Genomic DNA, 17,318 nt, shown 5'->3' on the forward strand with positions numbered 1-17,318 from the left:
GTTTTTATTTTCATGCTATCATAATATATAGATTTTTTCATTTAGATTAGGAGAATATTATGTCACTAAAATTAAATCAGGTCACCGGTGGTTATGCCCGTGTACCTGTTATCAAAGACGTTTCCTTTGAAATTAACCCAGGTGAAGTGGTTGGCCTAATTGGGTTAAACGGTGCTGGTAAATCAACAGCTATTAAACACATATTAGGTATTTTGAAACCAATTTCAGGAACTATTACATTAAATGAACAAACAATGGCGCAAGATACGAAGCAATTCAAAAAACAGATTGCGATAATGCCTGAAACACCCGTACTTTATTCAGAACTAACTTTAAAAGAGCATTTGGAAATGACTATCTTTTCTTACGACTTAGATTATGATGAAGCATTTGATAGGGCTGAAAAGTTACTAAAAATATTTAGACTAGATAATAAATTAGATTGGTTACCCGTTAATTTTTCAAAAGGGATGAAGCAAAAAGTAATGATTGTAACAGCTTTTATGACTAATGCATCACTCTTTATTATTGATGAGCCTTTTACGGGACTAGACCCATTAGCGGTTGAAGATTTATTAGCCTTGATTGCTGAAAAGAAAGCTGAAGGTAAGATGGTTCTATTAACCACTCATATCTTATCAACTGCGCGTGATGCAATTGATCGATTTATTGTTTTAAACGATGGTCAGGTAGTGTCAAATGGAACGTTATCCGATATTAAGGCACAGTATCAATTAAGCGATGGTCGTCTTGAAGACCTTTATTCTCAACTAGCGAAGAGAGGTTAGGTTATGAAGGCTTTATATCAAACACGATTAAAGAAAAATTTGGTTAAGCAGTTCCGCTACTTACAACTGGTTTTCAATGATCATTTCTTATTAGCTTTAATAATTGGAATGGGTGGACTACTATTTTGGTATGCTGATATTATGAAACGCCTGCCCAACAATCAATGGTTTTATGGCTTGATTATCAGTGTGATTCTATTCATTCCTTACCTTTTTGGAAAATTGGCAACGTTCTTAGATGAAGCTGACCAACAATTTTTATGGGCCAAAGATGATGAAATGATGTACTACTTTAAACCCGCTAAGCAATATAGTTTAGCTTTACCGCTATTTTTTATTTTGCTGGTTTCAGTTGTCTTGTTGCCGTTAGTTTATTTCAAAATGTCATTTTCATTGATAGGTTATATAGCAATTGTTTTAGGATTAATGGTTGCAAAGGTATTAAATATTGAGCTGCAAGCTAAAAAACAATTTGCAATCTCTCAAAGCTATTTGAAAATGATTACGTGGGTTCAACCAGTGATACTACTGGCACTAATTGGGTCATTTTATGTATTTTCACCTTTAGTGCTACTAGTCGCTGTTGTCGGTCTTATGTTAAGTCGATTGAGCCTAGATACAACACACGCTAGTTTTGATTGGCGACAAGCTGTTTTGCTTGAATCACGTCGTCAGGAATTCATCTATGCTTTTTACAGCTTATTTACAGATGTTAAAGAACGAACTACTAAAATTAAGCGTCGTAAATACTTAGATTTTATGTTGAACTGGTTTACCAAAAATCCAAAGAAACAAGCCCCTCAATTTTTCTTATTCAAACGAACATTAATCAGAAACCCCGAGTATTTAAACTTACTCGTTAGAATGACTGCATTTGCTTTGATTTTGATGGTGATTTTAGATAATGTTTGGTTCACTTTAGTTATGGGGATTTTTATCATATTTTTAACGGGTTATCAATTGTTACCATTGTATAATCAATATGATCGTCATTTGATGTACTTTGTCATGCCATTTGACCCTAGTCGTAAATTCCAAGACTTCAAAAAATTACTAACACAAGCGCTTTTAGTAGAATCAATTATTCTATCTATTGGTATCTTAATTAAGTATGGTGTCATGTTGAATGTCTGGATTGCGATTGTATCCGTAAATATTTTTGTTATAATATTTACTTATGGATATTTATCATTGAAATTAAAAGCTAAAAAATAGGAGAATATCATGAGATTAAGACGAAAACCATGGACACGTAATATGATTGAGCAAAATCCAAATTATATTTTAGATCGTCCAGAAGCTGGATTGATTGATTGGAGTAGCCGTTTTGAAAATCCTGATGCACCACTTTATATTGAAGTTGGTTCAGGAAAAGGGCAATTTATTATTAACCAAGCAAAAAAACATCCAGATGTTAATTTTGTCGCTATTGAAATACAAGAAGCAGCTATCGGCATGATTTTAAGAAAACAACTTGAAGAAAAATTACCTAACTTACAATTGCTATTAGGTAATGGTGAAGCTTTGACTGACTACTTCGCAGAAGATTCAGTTTCAAAAGTATTTTTAAACTTTTCAGATCCTTGGCCAAAAACAAAACATGAAAAGAGAAGATTAACTTACAAATCATTCTTAGATGTTTACAGAACAATCTTAAAACCTAATCATGGTATTGAATTCAAAACTGATAACCAATCACTTTACAATTATTCAGTTCAAAGTTTTAATAATTATGGGATGCATTTTGACTTTGTTTCAGTAAACTTACATGACAGTAAAATGGCTGAAGAGAATATTATGACTGAGTATGAAGAAAAATTCTCATCCAAAGGTCAACCAATTTATGCTTTATATGCACATTTTAGTGCTTAATTAATAAGGAAGAGGGACTATCAATCATGGAAAAAATGAGTGCGCTATCACGCGAAGAATTTGAAAAATTAACCTCACAAAAAAATACTGTTGTTTTAATGTTCAGTGCTGACTGGTGTGGTGATTGTCGTTTTCTAAAACCACAACTACCTGCTGTTGAAGCAGAATTCAGTAAAATGAGCTTTTACGAAGTTGACCGTGATCAATCAATGGATGTTGTTCAAGACCTAAACATTATGGGAATTCCAAGTTTTGTTGTATTTAGAGATGGACAAGAAATTGGTAGATTAGTTAACAAGAATCGTAAAACTAAAGAAGAAGTTATTAACTTCTTATCAAATTTAGGTTAATTAAGGAGAGCGTTGAGATATGTTGATTTCAAGTTTAAATGCACGTAGTTTTTTTGACACATTAATTGTGATTTTGGGACCAGATAAGGGTGCAACAAACAGTGAAAAAAATGGTGATGTTGTTCGCTTAACTAATGAAGATAATCAAGTTATTGGATACAACTTCTTCAATGTTTCAAGCTATACTGATATTGATCCTAACCAAAATGGTCAAGTATTTTTAGCTAAAAAGAACATTGATGAATTAAACAAAAAATTAGCTGATAGTTATTTTGACGCTGATTTGACAGTTGATGATCAACCTAAAATTGTTTACGGATTCGTTGAGACATGTGAACCACATCCTGATTCAGACCATATGAACATCACAACTATTGATGCTGGTCAATTAGGTAAACATCAAATCGTATGTGGTGCCCCAAATATTGCCCAAGGACAAAAAGTTGTTGTGGCACTATCTGGTGCAATGATGCCAAACGGTCAATTAATCTGGCCTGGTAAACTTCGTGGTGTTGATAGTAGTGGTATGATTTGTTCCGCAAAAGAACTAGGATTAGAACATGCACCAACAGCTAGAGGAATTCTAGTGATGCCTGAAAAGACAGTTGCTGGGGATGCTTTCAAACCTAATGAAGTCGATGAACTACTTGCAAACGGTGTGATTTAATTCACATCGTTTTTTTGTAATCAAAGTTATCGCTTAAATAAATTTAATGCTATAATTATGGGTGAAAATAGACTGGAGTTATGCAAATGTTAAACAAAACAAATCATTATTACTTTATTGGAATTAAGGGCTCAGGAATGAGTGCACTAGCTTTGATTTTGAATGATTTAGGCTACCAAGTATCAGGATCTGATATCATAGAATATACATTCACACAAAAAGGGCTAGAAGATAGACAAATTGAAATGCTACCTTTTTCAGAAGATAATATTAAACCAGGGCTTTCAATTATCGCAGGAAACGCCTTTTCAGATGATCATGTCGAAGTAAAAAAAGCACATGATTTAGGTCTAGAAGTGGTTAGATATCATGACTTTGTTGGTGAATTAATTAAGAACTTTACAAGTATTGCTATTGCAGGTGCTCATGGTAAAACAAGTACAACAGGTCTTATGGCACATGTTTTAGGGGGAATCGAACCGACAAGTTACCTAATCGGTGACGGTACAGGAAAAGCGGTTAAAGACTCTCGTTTCTTTGCTTTTGAAGCAGATGAATATCAACGACACTTTATTGCGTATTCACCTGATTACTGTGTAATGACCAATATCGAATTTGATCATCCTGATTACTTCAAAGATTTAGATGATGTTTATGATGCATTCCAACAAGAAGCTTCACAAGTAAAAAAAGCATTATTTGTTTATGGTGATTCTGAGTTATTGAAATCATTAAAAGTAACGATTCCTAAATACACATATGGGTTTAACGAAGACGATGATTTTTGTGCGACAAATATTGAAAAGACTGCAGAAGGATCATCATTTGATGTTATCCACCATGGTAAAAAATTAGGACGCTTTATGATTAAACTTTATGGTGATCACAGTATTTTAAATAGTTTAGCTGTTATTGGTGTTAGTTACATGGAAGGTCTAAACATGGCAACTGTTGCCGAAGAATTATTGACCTTCAAGGGTGTTCAACGCCGACTTGCCGAATCAAAAATTGGTGATATGACGATTATTGATGACTATGCACATCATCCAACAGAAATTGCAGCAACACTTTCAGCTGTTCGTCAAAAATATCCTGAAAAAGAAGTAATTGCTGTCTTTCAACCACATACCTATACAAGAACGAAACAATTCTTAAATGAATTTGCACAAACATTACAAGAAGCTGATCACGTTTTTGTTACACCAATCTTTGGTTCTGCTAGAGAACAAAAAGGAACAGTCAAGAGTGAAGACTTAATTGAAAAAATTACAGGTTCAGCACATTTAATTACTGAAGACACTGTTGATCAATTGAATCAATTTTCTAATGCTGTTTTAGTATTCATGGGTGCTGGAGATGTCCAAAAATACGAACGTGCTTACCAAAAACAATATAAATAAAAGAAGCAACCAACTTGGTTGCTTTTTGTGCTTTTAATAAGGAGAAACACATGAGTAAACGAAAAAAATTATTATTAATTGATGGTAATTCTTTAGCTTACAGAGCTTTTTATGCCTTATATAATGTTGTTGATAAATTCGTTAACAATGAAGGCTTACATACTAGTGCGATTTATAACATGAAGAAAATGCTTGATAGTTTACTAGATAATCATCAGCCAGATAATGTTTTGGTTGCATTTGATGCGGGTAAAACGACATTTAGAACTGAAATGTTTGCTGACTACAAAGGAACGCGTGCCAAAACACCACCTGAGTTGTTAGAACAATTACCTTATATTCGTGAAATGCTTGATTACATGGGGCTTAAATGGCATGAACAAGAGAACTATGAAGCTGACGATATTATCGGAACTTTAGCTAAAAAAGCACAAAGCCAAGGTTTTGAAGTGATTGTTGTAACGGGAGATAAAGACTTAACCCAATTAGCAGATACGCATATTCAAGTTGATGTGACTGTAAAGGGTGTTAATGAAATTAAATCATATACGCCTGAGTACTTTGAAGAAACTTTAGGTATTAAACCACTGCAATTAATCGATATGAAAGCTTTGATGGGGGATAACTCTGATAATTATCCTGGTGTTACCAAAATCGGTGAAAAGACAGCATTAAAGCTTATCCAAAAATATGGCTCTGTTAAAGAACTATACGAACAAGTTGCTGATATGAAGAAAAGTAAAATGAAGGAAAATCTTATTAATGAAAAAGACATTGCCTTTTTATGCTATGATTTAGCAACTATTAAGACAGATACACCCATCGATTTTGATTTGGGTGATACGGCTGTTCAAGAACAAAAAGCAGATCAGCTCGTTGGTTTTTATCAAAAGATGAACTTTAAGTCATTCTTGGATAAAGCGGTTTTAGACAGCCAGTTTGAACAAAACACACAAGAAGAAATTAGTTATACTGTTTTAAATACAGAGGAAGATGTCAAACAACTAGCTGATGTGACTGAAGGACCTGTTATTTTTCATTTAGAATTATTTGGTGAGAATTATCATGAAGCCGATTTTGTTGGATTTTCATTAGGAATTAATGGGAACTATTTTGCAAGTTCAAATATTGAATTACTAACAACACCGACAATCAAACAATTGTTAGAATCGACACATATTAATAAACAAGTTTTTGATGTTAAGCGCACAATTGTTGGGCTAAGAAGATTAGGCGTTACATTGAAGAATGTTGATTTTGATATGCTATTAGTTTCTTACTTGTTAAACCCAGATCATAATCAAAATGACTTAGGTGAGTTGGCACAGTCTTATAACTGTTTTGATGCTAAAAGCGATGTGCAAGTTTATGGTAAAGGTGCTAAAAAATCGCTACCAGTTGAAGATGAAGAATTATTCAATCACTTAGCTCGTAAAGTTCGAACAATTGAATCAATGAAAGATGAACTAATGGCACAACTCGTGCAGCATAATCAAGATCAACTTTTTGATGAAATCGAGTTACCTTTAGCCTTTGTTCTAGCTGAAATGGAGATTGCGGGTATTAAGGTTCAGGCTTCCACGCTACGAGAGATGTCAGTGGTGTTAAGTCAGCAATTACAAGAAATAGAAGCCAAAATCTATGAACAAGCAGGTGAAGAGTTCAATATTAACTCACCTAAACAGCTAGGTCAGATTCTATTTGAAAAGCTAGCCTTACCACCGGTTAAGAAAACAAAAACAGGGTATTCAACATCGGTTGATGTTCTTGAAACCTTGAAAAAGAAAAGTCCTATTGTCAGCGATATCTTAGATTATCGTCAAGTAGCCAAGATTCAGTCGACTTATGTTAATGGCTTATTAAAAACAATCCATTCTGATCAAAGAATTCACACACGTTACTTACAGACGCTGACGGCAACAGGACGTCTATCTTCAGTTGATCCTAACTTGCAAAATATCCCAATTAGATTAGAAGAAGGTCGTAAAATTCGCCAAGCGTTCGTTCCTTCTAATGAAGATTCCGTTATTTTTTCTAGTGATTACTCACAAGTTGAGCTACGCGTGTTAGCTCACATGTCAGAAGATGAAAATATGCAAGAAGCTTTTAAGAGCGACTACGATATCCATTCTCATACAGCTATGAAGATTTTTAATTTATCTTCACCTGAAGAGGTTGATGGAAATATGCGTCGCCAAGCAAAAGCGGTTAACTTTGGAATCGTTTATGGGATTTCAGATTATGGGTTAGCTAAAAACTTAGATATTCCAAGAAAGCAAGCTCAAGCTTTTATCGATCAGTATTTTGCCCAGTATCCAAAAGTTAAACAATTTATGGATGACACCATTGAACAGGCAAAAGCTGATGGTTATGTTGAGACGTTGATGCATCGTCGTCGTTACTTACCTGATATTCATTCTCGTAATTTTCATCTAAGATCATTTGCGGAAAGAACAGCTATGAATTCGCCAATTCAAGGAACAGCTGCTGATATTATCAAAATTGCGATGATAAACATGCAAAAAGCTTTGCAAGACAAGCAGTTAAGAACTAAAATGTTACTACAAGTGCACGATGAGTTAATATTTGAAGTGCCAAAAGATGAATTAGCCATTATTGAAGAACTAGTACCACAAGTGATGACTTCTGCTATTCAACTAGATGTTCCTTTAGTTGTTGATAGTTCATATGGCCAATCATGGTACGAAGCTAAATAAAAGTGTAAGGAGAAAGTCAATGCCGGAATTACCTGAAGTTGAAACTGTACGAAAAACCTTAACGTCGCAAGTACAAGGCAAAACAATTGAGTCTGTTGATATTATTTATCCTAATATTGTTTCTGGGGATGCTAATCAGTTTAAAACCAAGTTGAAAGGCAAAACCATTGAAAGAATTGATAGAATAGGGAAATACTTGCTATTTAGACTTAGTCATGACTTAACAATTGTGTCACATTTGAGAATGGAAGGTAAATATCGCTTGATTTTACCTGAAAGTCCTATTCAAAAGCACGAACACCTCAGTATTTTATTTACAGATGGTACACAGTTGCGTTATGATGATGTACGAAAGTTTGGCCGTTTACAGTTAGTAGAGACAGGTATGGAACGGATTGAAACAGGGATTCGACATTTAGGGTATGAGCCTAATCAAGCTGAATTCACAACACCATACTTTTATCAAGCACTTCAAAAAAAGAAGAAAAACATCAAAAATACATTGCTTGATCAATCTGTTGTTAGTGGATTGGGCAATATCTACGTTGATGAAGTTTTATGGTTGAGTCACATTCATCCATTAACTCGCGCGCAGGATTTAACCGAGTCTGAAGTGGCTGATTTGCGTCAGGCAATTAACGAAGAGATTAAGTTGGCCATTGAGCTAAATGGAACCACGATTAGAAGCTATCATGATTCTAATGGTAATGAAGGTAAGTTCCAATCTTTTCTACATGTTTACGGCAAACAAGGGATGCCTTGTGAAAGATGTCAAACGCTAATAGAAAAAATAAAAGTAAATGGGAGAGGAACATCATTTTGCCCAAGTTGTCAGGTGGTAAAAAATGACGGATAAAATAGGATTAACAGGATCAATTGCAACTGGCAAAAGTACAGTTGCTAATATTTTCAAATCATACAATATACCAGTTGTTGATGCAGATGAAGTTGCTAAGTCACTGATTGAACCACATAAAAAAGGTTGGCATAATATTCTTGATTTTTTTGGTGAGGACGTTTTAAATGAAAATCAAACCATTAATCGAAAGAAATTAGGTGCGATTGTTTTTTCTGACGCAACAAAGTTAAAACAACTAAACCAAATTAATGGCAAGCTTATTCGAGAAGAAATAATGCGTCAAGTTGAGCACTTTAATACACCGGAAAATGAGCTAGTGATTGCGGATATTCCACTGTTATTTGAGTCAGATTATCGAACTGAGTTTGATAAAGTGATGTTGGTATATACAGATGAAACAACACAGTTAAATCGTTTAATGAAGCGCAATAAGATGTCTGAAGAGTCAGCTCAAAAGCGGATTCGTGCGCAATGGTCTATTGAAAGAAAACGAACATTATCGGATATAATTATTAATAACTGTGGCACAAAAAAACAAACTGAAAAACAAATAGAGAAATATCTTAGTGATAATTATCCCCAGATAATGTTGCCTCAAGATAAACGTTAGGAGAATGATTGCATGCAATGTCCAATGTGTCATCAAAAAACATCTCGTGTTATCGATAGCCGTCCTAGTGATGAAGGGCGTGCAATTAGACGACGTCGAGAATGTGAGAACTGTCAATTTAGATTTACGACTTTTGAGCGAATTGAATTAACGCCGCTTTTAGTCGTAAAAAATGATGGAACAAGAGAAGCCTTTAACCGTGATAAAATAATGGCTGGTCTTATTCGTGCTGCCGAAAAAAGACCCATTAAAAGTGAAGCCCTTAATAAAATCGTCGATAGAATAGAAAACGGTATTAGAACCAGTGGTGAAATGGAAGTGCCTTCTAAAAAAATCGGTGAATTGGTTATGAGCGAATTGTCACAATTGGACGATGTTGCTTATATTCGCTTTGCAAGTGTTTATCGTCAATTCAAAGATGTTAGTGGATTTATGACTACTCTTGAAGAAATGATGAATAAAGAAGATCAAGAATAAGTCGCAAACTCATGACTGTATTTAATAATCCAAAGCAAAAATTTTATACGCTATTTCCGCAGCAGCTGACAGCACATGAAATCGAAGTCTTAACTTTACTCTATCAACCGTTAATCGGTGCAAAAGCAATCAGTTTATTTCTAACGTTGAATCAACTAGCCGATAAAATGCCGGTTAGATCACAATATAAAACCTTGATACAGGTTCAAGAACAAACAGATTTATCACTTAATGATATTGATCAGGCAAGACAAAAATTAGAAGGCGTTTCGCTACTCAAAACTTATCAAGACTCAAATGAGGTTTTGGGTCTATTTTTTGTTTTCGAGCTTAAACCTATTTTGTCAGTTTCGGAATTTTTCCAAACATTTTTACTCTCCAGTTTACTTTTAGAAAAAATTGGTGAAGTGCGTTACCAAAAACTAAAAGAAAAATACGCTCAGCCAAAGCCTGTGATTTTTAATCAACCACAAGATATTTCAAGTAGCTTTTTTGATATTTTTCATGTTCGAGAAGAACAAGTATTATCACCATCACCAGTAGTTAAAGAAATGGCTGATGAGACTAAAACACCCGCTAAGAACACACAAAACCAGCTGGACGATAAGCAAGCTGCAACGATTGAGTGGGACTTTTTGATGGACTTTTTAGCGGCTTATCACATTCCTGAACGAGAAGTGATGAAACATCAAAAACGCTTTTACGATATGATGCGGTTTTATGATATTTCAGAACAAGATTTGGGGAATATCATTGTGAAGACTTTGAATGTTGGGGATGCAACCTTGAACTTTAAACGTATTGAAAATATGTTGGCTGATACCTATCATTCAACAGCGCACGTGGCTAAACATAAGCCGCAAACTCAAGCAAGTCAAACACAAAGCAAAGAACCTTTCAGTATTGAAGAGAAAAAATTAATTGCAAGTGCTAAAAAAATAACGCCTTTACAATATTTAGAGCGATACAAGAATCAAAAGGGTGGTTTCTCAACATTTAGTGAAAAACAAATCCTTTATCGTCTGAGCCAGAATGTGCATTTATCTGATGAAATAATTAATATGATGATTTGGATTGCACTGCGTTATGAGCCAACTTTGAAACAGAATTTAATGGATAATTTGGCAAATGATTGGCTGCAACAAGGGATTACAAATGCCGAACAGGTCGTTGAGTATCTGAAAAGGCGAGAAAATCAATCACCTAAAACACATAAAAAAGCGAAATACCAACAAAAAACTGCTCACAAAGAAATCGCAACAGACTGGTCTAAAAAAGAAAACCAATCGCAAATGCCAGAACAAAAAGATTTGTCTCAGTTAGATGATTTATTGAAAGAAATTGACTATCCAGATTAAAGGAGGGGTTTTAATGCAAAATATCTCACGTGTAATCAATCAGATTCTTCAAAAGAAGAATGTTAACATTAGCCTAGACGAACTAATGTCGGATGCAATTAAAGATGAAGATGTGCAAGCGTTTATTGCAAATAACCGCGATAAATTAGATGAAGGTGCGATTGAAAAGAGTAGTGCCAACATTTATGAATATGTTACACAAAAAAGAGCAACAACAGATAAGTCTCATAATCCATTATCGGGTTATGAACCGCATTTGATTGTAAATGATGGGTTAATTGAAGTTAGTTATGAACCGACAAAAGAATCACTAGAAAAGTCTAGACAAAAGAAATTGGCTAAACAGTTAAATTACATCTCATTACCAGATAGCTTGAAATCTGCCTCTTTAAATGACTACAACGATGGTAGTGAAGGCAGGTTTGAAGGATTAGCTGGATGTGCTAGTTTTATCAGGGATTATCTTAACGGTGAAACACCTAAAGGCTTCTTTTTGTGCGGAGACTTTGGGGTTGGTAAGACGTACTTGTTAGCTGCAACAGCCAATAAGCTAGCCGAAAAGGGTGTAGCAGTTTCAGTTGTTCACTTTCCAACATTTACTTCAACTATTCGATCACAAGTTCAAAATAATACGGCGATCATTGAGATTGAACGTTTGAAAAAGACACCTGTTTTAATGCTCGATGATATTGGTGCTGAAACATTGACAGCCTGGATTCGTGATGACGTTTTAGGCGTTATTTTGCAACATCGTATGGAACGTCGTTTGCCTACTTTCTTTAGTTCTAATTTTTCAATGACAGAATTAGAAAATCATCTAACTTATGTAAAGGGCGATGTTGAACCAGTTAAAGCAAAACGAATTATGGAACGTGTCAAAAGTTTATCTAAAGAAGTCACAATTAGTGGCCCTAATAAAAGAAATCTAGAATAAGTGGTTTATGCTTGACTCTTTTATTAAATTAGTTATAATAAAGTTATCATATAAAAGACAAGCCGATACATTAATTCCAGAGAGAAAAGCCTTGGCTGAAAGCTTTTGACTGTATTTGGTACCACTTTTATAGCAATATGAATAACACTGATAGGTTGACGACCTTTATCAAGTCTTACGAGAAGGATTATTTATTAAAATAATCTAAATCTTGGGTGGAACCACGTTTATGACGTCCCGATGCAAAATTTGCATCGGGATTTTTTTTATTTTTTGGGAGGATACATATTATGAGTTTTGAACTAGTATTTCCAGATGGAAACCGCAAACAATACGATGACGCTGTTAGCGTTAAGGAAGTTGCAAAATCAATCAGTACAAGTTTAGCTAAAAAAGCTGTTGCTGGTGTTTTAAATGGGGAACTTCTTGATTTAAATGAAGAAATTTCACAAGATGGAAAAATTGAAATTGTTTTACAAAATGATGAATTAGGATTACGCGTGTTACGTGATACAGCAGCATTCTTATTTTCATATGTTGCAAAAAAAGCACATAGCGATATTAACTTTGGTGAAAGTAAAGCTATCGAAGATGGTTTTTATGTTGATACAGACAGAGAAAACCAAATTGCTGTAACAGAACTACCAGAATTACAAGAAGCAATGCAAAAAGTAATCAAATCAGGTCTTCCTATCGAAGTTGACATGATGGACAAAGCCGATTTAGAAAAACATTTTGAAAATGATGAATATAAATTGTCATTGCTTAAAGCAATTGATGCTGTTCAAATTAAAGTTTACAAAATGGGCGATTTCATTGATTTTGGTTACAAAGCATTACTACCAAATGCAAGTGGTGTTAAAGAATTTGCGCTACTTTCAGTAGCTGGTGCTTACTGGCAAGGTAAATCAGACAACTCAATGCTACAAAGAATTTACGGTACAGCATTCTATAAAAAAGCTGACTTAGAAGCTGACTTACAACGCCGTGCAGATATTAAAGAACGTGATCACCGTACTTTAGGTCGTGATTTAGACTTATTCTTCGTAGATCCAAAAGTTGGTGCTGGTTTACCATACTGGATGCCAAATGGTGCAACTATTCGTCGAGTAATTGAACGTTACATTACAGATAAAGAATTGGCTGCTGATTACGAACACGTTTACACACCAATTTTATCTAACTTAGACTTATACAAAACATCAGGACACTGGGATCACTACCGTGAAGATATGTTCCCACCAATGGATATGGGTGATGGCGAAATGCTTGAACTACGTCCAATGAACTGTCCTTCACATATTCAAGTATTCAAACACCATGTTCGTTCATACCGTGACTTACCAATGCGTATTGCTGAACTTGGTATGATGCACCGTTACGAAAAATCAGGTGCCTTGACAGGACTACAACGTGTTCGTGAAATGACTCTAAACGATGGTCACACATTCGTAGAATTAGAACAAATCAAAGAAGAATTTGTTAAAATCCTACGTCTAATGATGGAAGTATATAAAGACTTTAACATCACAGACTACAGTTTCCGCTTGAGCTACCGTGACCCTCAAAATACAGAAAAATACTTCCAAGACGACGAAATCTGGGAAACAGCACAAACAATGCTTAAAGATGCGATGGACGATTTAGGATTAGATTACTATGAAGCCGAAGGTGAAGCTGCATTTTACGGTCCAAAACTAGATGTTCAAACAAAAACTGCTTTAGGAAATGAAGAAACACTTTCAACAATCCAATTAGACTTCATGTTACCTGAAAAATTTGAATTATCATACATTGGTAATGATGGGGAAGAACACCGTCCAGTGATGATTCACCGTGGAATTATCGGAACACTTGAAAGATTCATTGCCTACCTAACAGAATTATACAAAGGCGCATTCCCAACATGGATTGCACCTGTTCAAGCTCGTATTATTCCAGTTAACTTAGATCTACATTCAGACTACGCTAAAGATATTAAGAAACAAATGAAGAAACTTGGTTTACGTGTTGATGTTGACTTACGTAACGAAAAAATGAACTACAAGATTCGTGATGCTCAAACTAACAAAGTACCTTACACAATCATTGTGGGTGACCAAGAAACAGCTTCAACATCTGTTTCAATTCGTCGCTACGGTCAAAAAGATACGAATACATTTGCATTAGCTGAATTCTTAGATGCTATTGTGGCAGATGTTAATAACTACAGTCGCGAAGACTAAAAAAGGACTTGACTATTATCGAATAGTTAGATATAATTTTTAACGAATGAGAACAAGTAGAAGTTCCCGCTTCTCGCCTAAGTCATAATACCTCTAGGCTAATCGATAATAATCTGTTGATTAAAAAGTGGGCACTTCCGTGCCCACTTTTTACTTGTCCTCAAATTTTTTTGGAGGTGAACAACCATAGCTAAAGATTTATTAATAAACGAAAGAATCCGTGCTCGTGAATTACGAGTGATTGCTGAAGATGGTGAACAGCTAGGAATTCTAAGTCGTAATGAGGCGTTACAAAAAGCTGAAGAATTAAACCAAGATTTGGTTTTAATCTCACCTAAGGCTAAAACGCCAGTTGCTAAAATTATGGATTACGGAAAATACCGTTTCCAACAACAGAAAAAAGAAAAAGAAAACAAGAAAAAACAAAAAGTTTTCAGTCTTAAAGAAATTCGCTTGAGTCCAACAATTGAAACAAACGATTTCAATACAAAACTTAAGAAAATTCAAAAATTCATTTCTAAAGGCGATAAGGTTCGTGTATCAATTCGCTTTAAAGGAAGAGCTATTACTCATAAAGATATTGGACGTAAAGTTCTAGAGCAAATGGCAGAAGCTACTTCTGACATTGCTAATATCGAAGCAAGACCAAAAATGGATGGTCGCAGCATGTTCTTAATGCTTGCACCAAAAGCCGATAAAGATTAATTACACTTTACTTTTTAGGAGGAAATATCAATGCCAAAACAAAAAACACACCGTGGTTCAGCTAAACGTTTCAAAAAAACTGCTAATGGTGGACTAAAACGTCACCACGCCTTCACAGGTCACCGTTTCCACGGAAAAACTAAAAAACAACGTCGTCACTTAAGAAAATCAGCAATGGTATCTGCAAGTGATTTCAAACGTATCAAACAAATGCTTTCACAAGTTCGTTAATAAAAAAAGATTGTACCGTATTTTAGGAGGAAATTATTATGCCAAGAGTTAAAGGTGGAACTGTTACTCGTAAACGTCGTAAAAAAGTTTTAAAACTTGCCAAAGGTTATCGTGGTGCTAAGCACTTACTATTCAAATCAGCTAACTCACAAGTTATGAATTCATACCGTTACGCTTTCCGTGACCGTCGTCAAGTGAAACGTGAATTCAGAAAATTATGGATTGCTCGTATTAACGCTGCAGCAAGAATGAACGACATTAGCTACAGCAAATTAATGCACGGTTTGAAACTAGCTAACATCGACATCAACCGTAAAATGCTAGCTGACCTAGCTTACAACGATGAAAAAGCTTTTGCTGACTTAGTAGCTCAAGCAAAATCAGCTTTAAAATAAAATTGTTCCCCTGAATAAGAAGTTCAGGGGCTTTTTTATGGATAAATTTCAGGAGAAAAAATGAGTATTTTTAGACCGAAATATACGATTGATACTGTTTATAACTTAAATCCGACAACCCTAAAAAAAATGGGAATTAAGACGGTTTTTAGTGACTTAGATAATACATTAGTTGCTTGGAACCAAAAAGAAACTTTAAAGAAAATTAGCCAATTAAAAGAACGTCTAAATAAGCATGACATTTCACTTGTTGTGATCTCAAATAATAAGCATGAACGTGTGAATAGAGTTTTAGAACCATTAGGTATTGAATTTATTGCAAGTGCTAAAAAGCCATTCAAGAGAAACTTGGTTAAAGCAATGGCACAAGATGGTGTAACACCCGCTGAGTCATTGATGATTGGTGACCAAATTTTGACAGATATTTTAGCTGGTAATTCAGCTGGTATGAAAACAGTATTAGTAAAACCACTAATTAAATCAGATGGTTGGCATACTTGGTTAAACAGATTAGTTGAAAAATTTATCTTAGGGTGTTTAAATTCAAAAGAAAAGATAACTTATCAGGAGGATCTTCATGAACAATGAAACCATTCAATGTATAGGTTGCGGTGCAACTTTACAAAATCAAGATAGTCAAAAATCTGGTTATTTACCAGCTTCAGCCTATGCAAAAATCGAAAAAGCAATTGAAAATGATGAAGAAGTCGAAGTGTACTGCCAACGTTGTTTTAAATTAAGACATTATAATGAAATTATGCCTGTACAAGAAAATGCAGATGATTTCTTGCGTTTACTAAACCACTTACTTGAAACAGATGCTTTGGTATTGAACGTTATTGATTTATTCGATTTTCAAGGTAGTATGATTTCATCATTACCACGTTTTGTAGGAGATACACCAATTATCATGATTGGAAATAAAATTGATTTATTCCCTAAGAATACCAATTTACGTAAAGTAAAAGATTGGGTTCGTCAACAAGCTAACAAATGGGGCATTTACCCTGAAGAAATTTTACTAACAAGTGGTAAAAAACAAAAAAATGTTGATGAGTTAATTGATTTAATTAAGAAAAAACAACAAAATCGTGATATCTACGTTGTTGGAAGCACTAACGTTGGAAAATCAACATTAATCAACAGTATTATCAAGACACTTTCAGGTGTAGAAGATTTGATCACAACTTCAAGGTTCCCAGGAACAACGCTTGATAAGATTGAAATTCCACTTGCTGATGGGACTTCTTTAATTGACACACCAGGTATCATTCAAAAGGATCAGATTGCCCATATATTATCACCAAAAGACTTGAAATTAGTGGCTCCTCAAAAGCCAATTAAGCCTAAGGTTTATCAACTAAACCCAGGTCAAACGCTTTTCTTAAGTGGATTGGGTCGTTTTGATTACGTTGATGGTCCAGGTAAGCAAAGTTTCGTTGTTTACGCATCAGATGATTTATACATTCACCGAACAAAAACTGAAAATGCGGATGCTTTTTACGAAAAACATGTGGGTGAATTGCTAGCACCACCTCAAACCGAACAACTAGATCAACTTAAACCGCTCAAAGGACTTAGCTACCATACAAAAGAAAAAAGCGATGTTTTATTTGGTGGATTAGGTTGGATTACAGTTAATGATGATGTTCAAGTGAAGACATTTTCACCTGGTGCATTAGGTCTTGGGATTCGTCGCGCAATTATTTAGATTTATCAGTCACTTCTTT

Annotated in this window: 18 protein-coding genes and 1 other annotated feature; all 18 genes read left to right on the forward strand. The window is 34.7% G+C overall.

Going from position 1 to position 17,318, the window contains the following annotated elements; translation table 11 throughout:
* The first annotated feature begins 59 nt into the window (after positions 1–59).
* Entirely contained in the window at positions 60–788 is a 729-nt protein-coding gene (locus JNUCC72_RS01760; RefSeq protein WP_454144290.1) for an ABC transporter ATP-binding protein, read from the forward strand.
* A 3-nt stretch (positions 789–791) separates the two neighbouring features.
* Positions 792–2,003 carry an ABC transporter permease gene (locus tag JNUCC72_RS01765; protein ID WP_454144292.1) on the forward strand — a complete coding sequence of 404 codons (1,212 nt, stop codon included), beginning with the start codon at positions 792–794 and terminating at the stop codon, positions 2,001–2,003.
* Positions 2,004–2,012: 9 nt separating this feature from the next.
* Positions 2,013–2,660 (forward strand): tRNA (guanosine(46)-N7)-methyltransferase TrmB, encoded by a 648-nt coding sequence (trmB, locus tag JNUCC72_RS01770; RefSeq protein WP_454144294.1) that lies wholly within the window; start codon positions 2,013–2,015, stop codon positions 2,658–2,660.
* A gap of 26 nt (positions 2,661–2,686) precedes the next feature.
* Positions 2,687–3,010: a thioredoxin family protein gene (locus JNUCC72_RS01775; protein ID WP_454144296.1), complete on the forward strand. Its 324-nt coding sequence runs from the start codon at positions 2,687–2,689 to the stop codon at positions 3,008–3,010.
* 22 nt (positions 3,011–3,032) lie between these two features.
* Entirely contained in the window at positions 3,033–3,677 is a 645-nt protein-coding gene (ytpR, locus tag JNUCC72_RS01780) for a YtpR family tRNA-binding protein (RefSeq protein WP_454144686.1), read from the forward strand.
* An 86-nt stretch (positions 3,678–3,763) separates the two neighbouring features.
* Positions 3,764–5,077 (forward strand): UDP-N-acetylmuramate--L-alanine ligase, encoded by a 1,314-nt coding sequence (murC, locus tag JNUCC72_RS01785; RefSeq protein ID WP_454144298.1) that lies wholly within the window; start codon positions 3,764–3,766, stop codon positions 5,075–5,077.
* A gap of 50 nt (positions 5,078–5,127) precedes the next feature.
* Positions 5,128–7,794 carry a DNA polymerase I gene (gene polA / locus JNUCC72_RS01790; protein ID WP_454144300.1) on the forward strand — a complete coding sequence of 889 codons (2,667 nt, stop codon included), beginning with the start codon at positions 5,128–5,130 and terminating at the stop codon, positions 7,792–7,794.
* 19 nt (positions 7,795–7,813) lie between these two features.
* Positions 7,814–8,650 carry a DNA-formamidopyrimidine glycosylase gene (gene mutM, locus JNUCC72_RS01795; protein ID WP_454144302.1) on the forward strand — a complete coding sequence of 279 codons (837 nt, stop codon included), beginning with the start codon at positions 7,814–7,816 and terminating at the stop codon, positions 8,648–8,650.
* Entirely contained in the window at positions 8,640–9,263 is a 624-nt protein-coding gene (gene coaE, locus JNUCC72_RS01800) for a dephospho-CoA kinase (protein WP_454144304.1), read from the forward strand. The genes mutM and coaE overlap by 11 nt, the downstream gene beginning before the upstream one ends.
* Positions 9,264–9,275: 12 nt before the next feature.
* The gene (gene nrdR, locus JNUCC72_RS01805) at positions 9,276–9,740 is read left to right on the forward strand and encodes a transcriptional regulator NrdR (protein WP_454144306.1); all 465 of its coding nucleotides are present in this window, start codon (positions 9,276–9,278) and stop codon (positions 9,738–9,740) included.
* Positions 9,741–9,751: 11 nt separating this feature from the next.
* On the forward strand, positions 9,752–11,098 hold the full coding sequence (locus JNUCC72_RS01810) for a DnaD domain protein (protein ID WP_454144308.1): 1,347 nt from the start codon (positions 9,752–9,754) through the stop codon (positions 11,096–11,098).
* A gap of 13 nt (positions 11,099–11,111) precedes the next feature.
* On the forward strand, positions 11,112–12,032 hold the full coding sequence (gene dnaI, locus JNUCC72_RS01815; RefSeq protein ID WP_454144310.1) for a primosomal protein DnaI: 921 nt from the start codon (positions 11,112–11,114) through the stop codon (positions 12,030–12,032).
* A gap of 290 nt (positions 12,033–12,322) precedes the next feature.
* Positions 12,323–14,257 (forward strand): threonine--tRNA ligase, encoded by a 1,935-nt coding sequence (thrS, locus tag JNUCC72_RS01820; protein WP_454144312.1) that lies wholly within the window; start codon positions 12,323–12,325, stop codon positions 14,255–14,257.
* Positions 14,258–14,305: 48 nt separating this feature from the next.
* Positions 14,306–14,418: a sequence feature (ribosomal protein L20 leader region), on the forward strand.
* Between the two features lie 25 nt (positions 14,419–14,443).
* Positions 14,444–14,962 (forward strand): translation initiation factor IF-3, encoded by a 519-nt coding sequence (gene infC, locus JNUCC72_RS01825; RefSeq protein ID WP_454144688.1) that lies wholly within the window; start codon positions 14,444–14,446, stop codon positions 14,960–14,962.
* 30 nt (positions 14,963–14,992) lie between these two features.
* Positions 14,993–15,193: a 50S ribosomal protein L35 gene (gene rpmI, locus JNUCC72_RS01830; protein WP_056975208.1), complete on the forward strand. Its 201-nt coding sequence runs from the start codon at positions 14,993–14,995 to the stop codon at positions 15,191–15,193.
* A gap of 38 nt (positions 15,194–15,231) precedes the next feature.
* Positions 15,232–15,588, forward strand: coding sequence for a 50S ribosomal protein L20 (gene rplT, locus JNUCC72_RS01835; protein WP_339969997.1), 357 nt, complete (start codon positions 15,232–15,234; stop codon positions 15,586–15,588).
* 60 nt (positions 15,589–15,648) lie between these two features.
* Positions 15,649–16,176, forward strand: coding sequence for a YqeG family HAD IIIA-type phosphatase (locus tag JNUCC72_RS01840; protein WP_454144315.1), 528 nt, complete (start codon positions 15,649–15,651; stop codon positions 16,174–16,176).
* Positions 16,166–17,299: a ribosome biogenesis GTPase YqeH gene (gene yqeH, locus JNUCC72_RS01845; RefSeq protein ID WP_454144317.1), complete on the forward strand. Its 1,134-nt coding sequence runs from the start codon at positions 16,166–16,168 to the stop codon at positions 17,297–17,299. The genes JNUCC72_RS01840 and yqeH overlap by 11 nt, the downstream gene beginning before the upstream one ends.
* Positions 17,300–17,318: the final 19 nt, after the last annotated feature.

The sequence above is a fragment of the Holzapfeliella sp. JNUCC 72 genome (assembly GCF_053668685.1).